This is a genomic window from Pseudomonas sp. BAV 4579 (assembly GCF_009765395.1).
In the GTDB taxonomy this organism is placed as follows: domain Bacteria; phylum Pseudomonadota; class Gammaproteobacteria; order Pseudomonadales; family Pseudomonadaceae; genus Chryseomonas; species Chryseomonas aestiva.
In genome coordinates, this window is the sequence record NZ_WHOV01000001.1 from 1 (window position 1) to 5,802 (window position 5,802).

The window sequence follows — 5,802 nt, forward strand, 5'->3', positions numbered from 1 at the left end:
CTCTGGCCTGCATTGATCGCTGTTGGCGCGTCGACTTTTCAGACAAACCCTAGGGAGTAGCCGGCCAGAATCATGAAGACGAAGCGCGAGCAATGGACCGTTCAAAAATACATCGCAGCGTTCTTCCCTGCCGACTACTCAGTGAGTCTTAGCCAGAGCGATATCGCGCAAAATTACCGTATCTTATCCGTGACCAAAAGCTTGACCAATTCAACTGCGCAGCATGAAGGCCCATTGCATAACATACTAGATGCTTGCTTTCTTAGCGAGCTCGCCCCAAAGCTTATCAAGCAGACCAAGAATGGAACCAAACCGGAACAAAACGTTGGATTGCAGCTAGCCCGCTCTCAAAATAATAGCTCAGCGATAGAGTAGAACTCCTACCATTGCAGTAAAACTTTTAGGCCATTCAAATTCCACTCGTAGCCGGACGCAGCATCGTATTAAGCTTAAGAGCCAAGGTATCAATGGCAAACGGCTTGGTCAGGATAGCCATTTGTGCATCCAACATACCGTTATGGAGAACAGAATTCTCTGCATAACCGGTGATGAAGAGAACTTTCAGTTCAGCACGTTGCTTTCTCGCCGCGCCAGCCAATTTGGCGCCATTCATCTCGCCTGGAAGCCCCACATCTGTGATCAGCATGTCGACAGGCGTATTGGAATCCAAGATCTTCAGCGCTGCGACGGCATCGCCTGCTTCAAGTACTGTAGCCCCCATTTCGTCGAGGGCTTCAGTTAGAAGCATTCGAATGGCCGGTTCATCTTCGACTACAAGCACAGTCAGACCGGACGGTATATCCCTCTGCAATACCTCAGCCTTTACCTCTAGCTCTTCCGTTGTCGCGTGATAACGCGGCAAGTACAAGGTCATTGTAGATCCTAGGCCGATCTCAGAGTAGGCCTTGACCTGCCCACCGGATTGCCGAACAAAACCATACACCATTGACAAGCCCAAGCCAGTACCCGAACCTACTGGCTTGGTGGTAAAGAAAGGGTCGAATATCCGCTGGATAGTCTCTGCCGACATACCTATACCGGTATCTGTGACAGAGATGCTGACATACTGACCAGCCGGCATATCTCGCTCAAACGCACTGCGCTCGTCTAGCCAAGTGTTGGCCGTTTCGATCGTCAAACGACCGCCTTCGGGCATAGCGTCCCGAGCATTGATTGATAGGTTTAACAGCGCATTGTCCAACTGATGCGGATCGCAAAAGCAATTCCATAGGCCGATCCCCGTCACCACCTCAAGTTGAATGTGCGGCCCGAGGGTACGGGCGATGAGCTCCTCCATATCACGCACGAGTCGATTGATATCCGTTGCGGAGGAAGCTAGCGTTTGTCGACGGGCATACGCGAGCAGACGATGTGTGAGCGACGACGCACGTTGGACAGCACTTTGCGCAACCCCAACATATCGCTCCAAATCATGAAATCTACCTTGCCTAACCCTCAACAGCATCAGCTCATGGCTGCCGCTGATTGCTGTGAGAAGATTGTTAAAGTCGTGAGCAATGCCACCGGTAAGTTGTCCCACAGCTTCCATTTTCTGACTTTGCCGAAGCTGCTGCTCAGCTGCATCCAAGGCCAACTGGTGTCGCTTAACGTCTGAAACGTCGCGAACGCAGGCGTAGAACAAACCGTTACTCGCTACAATATGCCATGACAACCAGCACTTTTGGCCCGCTTTGTTTTGCGCTTCAATCTCCACCTGATTGATATTGGTTCCGGAGGTCACATCCCCCAATAGCCGCTCAAGATGATGAGGATCAATAACCTCTCGAAAATTCCCAGCAAGGAGTTCCGACTCACTCCATCCTAGAGTTTTTTGCCAAGCAGGATTCGTGGCGATCAGCCCTCCATAGCTATTCAGCACACCGAGCATGTCGGGGGAAATTGACCATATGGAGTCTCGTTCTTCTGTTCTATGAAGGACTTGGCGCTCAAGCTCATCACCTGTCTGGAACAGCAACTCCAAGCTGCGCCGGAACAGCGCGCACACTACTGCCATGGTGCCGCTGACCAACGCAAAAGAAAGATTATTGACGACCTGACGTTGAGTAAACTCGAATGAGAAAGGCGTCCCCACGAAAAAGTACTCTGCACTAATGGTAGCGACGATTGTCGAGAGGATTGCCGGGCCGACCCCAAACCAGAAGCCATTGATCATTAGAAAGGGGATAAAAAAAAGATAGGGCAGCATGAATGGAGGCAATTGCATCCTAAGCGCTGTACAGCTACCCACAAGCACTAGGGCTAGCAGGTAACGGAAAGGCATTGGAAGGCGGATAGCTAGCAGCTTGAACAGTAGCATCAGGAAAGGCGATGAAACGGAAGGCACTGTGGCTCCCGGATTCCGAAATGGAGTCCAAAGGTAGTGAAGAAAATTCGCGCGATAATAGCTTCGCCGAATAGGTCGCGGGTGGGCCTTCGTCGGCCCGATTTACCACTCGACGGACAGCGAACGGCGGTTACGCACCCTTTGAACCATCTTGTGCTGTTGATAAATCTAACCTTCAGGCACCCAGATACGGTTTCCCGCTGACCCAGCGCGTCTGATCACGTTTCTTGTACCAGCCATCCCTCTGCCTGGTACTTCGCATGTCCGCCCTATCCTCCTGCTCCCCTTCTGAGCCAGCGCTCCGCTGGCTGATCTGTGCCCTTGCCGCCTGCAGCGCACCTATCGCTGCAGCGGACGTGCTTGCCATCTCCGACGCCACTTATCCTCTCATCAACAGCGTCGGCGCCCGGGTGGTGCTTTTGGATGCCCCGGAGCGCCTTGAGCAAAAGCTCTCTGAAGGCCTGCCGGCAGATCCGCGGCAAGCCTCGGCCATCATGCAGCAACGGATGCGCTCGGCATCGGCGCAGCAGCTGGGCCGAGATCTCGCCAAGGCGCACCAGGACGTTGCCGATGCCTGGAGCCTGGGGGTGACCAAGCTGCCGGCCGTGGTAGTGGATCGCCGGTATGTGGTCTACGGCCAGCCCGACGTGGTAGCCGCCGTGGCCAGCATCGAGCGCTACCGGAGTAGCGGACGATGAGTCGGTCTCTGCAACGTCTGCGGCGCCTGGCTTTGGCCGTCCCGCTCACTACCAGCCTGCAGGCCACAGCGGCTGTAACCACCGCAACGATTGTGTCGTCTTCACTATCGCCTGAGTGCCTCGAGTACAAGGTGGTTGGCATCTGCTACTGGCTGTTCTGCACCCCCTACGGCTGCAAGGTCAAGACCTCCGCCAAGGTCCGGCATTTCGTTCCCGATGCCGTGGTGTCCAGCTACGCCAACACCGGCGAAAACCCGTGGACGGAGATGGCTTCTTTCAGCCCTGTCAGCAGCGTCGCCGCCGGCGGCAATGACCCGGGAGACAGCGCAACCCAGGCCAACGCGACTATCAGCGCTCGGTTCAAGAATGCCGACGTCATCGGCCACCCGGGCGGCTACGCCTTCAGCCAGTTCGCGAGCGGCTCCGGCTATACCTGCAAAGGCGCGGGTACCGCCTACATGCCCTACCTGCTGAGCAACTACGACTATCTGGCCTGGCGGTACGGCCTCCCCGAGGCCGTCTATCCGGAGGCCCTCATCCCAGGCAAACGCGAAGTCGGCGGCACCCTGTCCGGCAACCTATGGGGCAACGTCTACCCGCGCAGCGGCTTCCTCCATCAGCCCGATGACTACAAGGCCGCGGCGGTTATGGCCCAGCGCGCCGGCGACGTCGTTACGCGCTCCAGACAGATCCACGTCTACCAGTCGTTGCTGGCCCAGCCGGAAGACGGCTACTGGCCCGCTGGCGAGCTGCTCGAGGGCGATGCCACTACCGGCAAGTGGCAGGAGCTCACGCCCACGCTGAGCCAGAGCTGCGCCGCCTTCCCCAACCCGGGACCACACGTCCAGGACGCCGTGGGCGCCTATGCCTGGGCACTGTGGCGCCCCTACAGCTGCTGCAAGCGCGAAGGCCAGGTCTTCCTGGGCAGCACCGACTTTCAATGATCAGGGAGCCGTCGATCATGAATACCTCTCGTCTCACCCTGCTTGCCAGCACCTGCCTGGCCGGTCTTCTCCTCGGCAGCGCTGTCCAGGCGGCCGATCCTTATCGCGTGCAGTCCCAGGGCAGCGTCATCGGTGACGATGTGCTCTATAGCGTCGGCGGCGGCAATGCCGTGCCGATGGGCAGCGTCGGCAACATGGACAGCATCCAGATTGGCGGTGGCTGGAACACCAACCTGATCTGCGGAAACATGAGCCTCACCAATACCCTTCAGAACCAGCTCAACGGGGCCACTCAGGGCTTCCAGACCATCATGAGTTCGGTGCTGCAGAACGCCACCGGCGCCGTTGCTTCCCTATCCGCCCAAGATCGCCCGTGCCCCCCTTCGGTTGATATCCGATGCCCGCAGAAGAAGGGATCGCCATTCCACCGAAGAACAGGATCAGTCCACCGTCCTCGGACAGATGGATTTGATCGAGCTGGACTCGGTAGAAGGCGATAACAGGTGAAAACCCCTGCTCCACGCGTCTCCCATCTACTCGGTCGTGCCCTGGACGTTGCAGCGTCACACCTAAACGTCCATGTCCAAGCCCAGCGCGACTACAAGCAAAAAACCGGCGAAGACCTACCCAAGGAATTCGCCGGCATCGTTTTTAGCGGTAACCCTCACGAGACCGTTCCGCGCCGGCTGCTGCTCGATGATCGTCTCTCTCCCCTGGAGCGCAATACCTGGCAGGTGTTTCGCCTGCTGATGAACGGCGATGGCGTCACCGCCTTTCCGACCTACGACCAGCTGCGGCCCTACCTGGGCAACAACCCAGGCCGTCCCGCTTCGCGCGAAACCGTGGCCAAGGCCTTGACCGTCCTACGGCTGACCCGCTGGTTGAGCCTCGGCCGCCGCGTCCGTGATGCCATCACCGGCCAGGTCCAGGGCAACATCTATATCCTGCACGACGAGCCGGTGGACTATTCCGAGGCCATCCAACTCGATCACGACTTCCTACCGCTCGTGGCTAACGGCCTCGAGCACTCGAACAGCTCCGTCCGTGAGATTGCCGGTCTCACTTTCGACGAGATGCTGGTCAGCGAGACTCAGGAACTGCCTACCCGCGTTGAGGTGTTCAGAGAGCGTTTCCGCGCCCAGAGACTTGGGGATCCTGCCCGTGCTGCGATCCCTCCGGCTGAGTTCGGATTCCGAACTCCGGTCTTGCCGGCCATGAATCACCAGAGTTCGGATTCCGAACTTAGTCAAAAAAGCCCAGTTGATCAGCTCCCACCCCTCAGTTCGGATTCCGAACTGAGTGTAAATTAGGGGGTTTCACCCTTAGTTCGGAATCCGAACTCATATAGTACGTATACGAATACTTATACTGATGTATCTAAAAGCTCTGTACTGCGCGAGGAGCAGGCCACGGAATTCACATGGCCCAGTGCCTACCAGCGGATGACGTCCCAGCAGCAGCAGCGAGCCCAACAGGCCATCGCGGCAGTTAGCCCTGACCTGAGGCAACCGTTGATCAAGCAATGGGGCGCGCGGTGCGCCTCGGGTGGGGTAGCCAAGCCCCTTGCCTACCTGATGAAGCTTATCCAGAAGGCCCAGACCGGTGACTTCAACGCCGATTGGCAGCCGGCTGTAATCCCACCAGCCGCTTCGGCCATGCCCGCGCCGGCACCCGTGGTGACTGCCATTCCACGGTTTGAGCCCGCGCCAATCCAGCCCAGAGCTGTCAGCGATGCTCAGACAGGAAATGACGTCTTCAAAAACCTAGGGTTTGTCTGAAAAGTCGACGCGCCAACAGCGATCAATGCAGGCCAGAG

5 protein-coding genes and 1 pseudogene are annotated in these 5,802 nt (G+C 57.5%); 5 read left to right on the forward strand and 1 reads right to left on the reverse strand.

What is annotated here, in order from left to right:
- Positions 1-72: 72 nt before the first annotated feature.
- Positions 73-375, forward strand: a complete 303-nt coding sequence (locus tag GSQ95_RS00005) for a hypothetical protein (RefSeq protein WP_158896567.1) — start codon at positions 73-75, stop codon at positions 373-375.
- Between the two features lie 34 nt (positions 376-409).
- Here GSQ95_RS00005 and GSQ95_RS00010 read toward each other — a convergent pair whose 3' ends face one another.
- Positions 410-2,317: an ATP-binding protein gene (locus GSQ95_RS00010; protein WP_305983159.1), complete on the reverse strand. Its 1,908-nt coding sequence runs from the start codon at positions 2,315-2,317 to the stop codon at positions 410-412.
- Positions 2,318-2,700: 383 nt separating this feature from the next.
- On the opposite strand from GSQ95_RS00010, the gene GSQ95_RS00015 reads away from it, so the two are divergent.
- The 4 genes and pseudogenes from GSQ95_RS00015 to GSQ95_RS00030 all read left to right on the forward strand — a co-directional run bounded on the left by GSQ95_RS00015 (position 2,701) and on the right by GSQ95_RS00030 (position 5,296).
- The gene (locus GSQ95_RS00015) at positions 2,701-3,042 is read left to right on the forward strand and encodes a TIGR03757 family integrating conjugative element protein (RefSeq protein ID WP_158896569.1); all 342 of its coding nucleotides are present in this window, start codon (positions 2,701-2,703) and stop codon (positions 3,040-3,042) included.
- On the forward strand, positions 3,039-3,986 hold the full coding sequence (locus GSQ95_RS00020; RefSeq protein WP_158896570.1) for a TIGR03756 family integrating conjugative element protein: 948 nt from the start codon (positions 3,039-3,041) through the stop codon (positions 3,984-3,986). The genes GSQ95_RS00015 and GSQ95_RS00020 overlap by 4 nt, the downstream gene beginning before the upstream one ends.
- A 17-nt stretch (positions 3,987-4,003) precedes the next feature.
- Positions 4,004-4,342, forward strand: a pseudogene (locus tag GSQ95_RS00025) (integrating conjugative element protein); the annotation flags it as partial.
- Between the two features lie 147 nt (positions 4,343-4,489).
- Positions 4,490-5,296 carry an STY4528 family pathogenicity island replication protein gene (locus GSQ95_RS00030; RefSeq protein WP_158896571.1) on the forward strand — a complete coding sequence of 269 codons (807 nt, stop codon included), beginning with the start codon at positions 4,490-4,492 and terminating at the stop codon, positions 5,294-5,296.
- The last annotated feature ends 506 nt before the right edge of the window (positions 5,297-5,802 follow it).